This window comes from Priestia sp. SIMBA_032, from assembly GCF_046535215.1.
GTDB classification, from domain to species: Bacteria; Bacillota; Bacilli; order Bacillales; family Bacillaceae_H; genus Priestia; species Priestia aryabhattai.
On record NZ_JAWRXD010000980.1, the window covers coordinates 1 to 260 of the forward strand.

Here is a 260-nt window from a genome sequence, read left to right on the forward strand (position 1 = left end):
GCCCCGAGGTCCTGCAGAAGCTGCTCGATTGCGCTCTGACGCATCACCTCGACGAGGTCTCGCCGGTCGTCTGCAACATCAACAACCCGGAAACCCTGGCGTTCCCGCTGCGCCGCGGCCTGGTGTGGCGCCGTAAACGATCCGAACTCTTCGCCGACGGCGAGACCTCGGACCTGTTGCCGGGCATCGCATCCCTGATGAACGGCGCCCTGTTCTCGGCGGCCGCGATCGACGCCGTCGGGGTACCCGATCTGCGGTTG

General features: G+C 66.9%; 1 protein-coding gene. It reads left to right on the plus strand.

Annotated elements, in window-relative coordinates; translation table 11 throughout:
* The coding region (locus tag SB717_RS37270) for a hypothetical protein (RefSeq protein WP_486360808.1) at positions 1–260 on the plus strand (260 nt) is incomplete at both ends.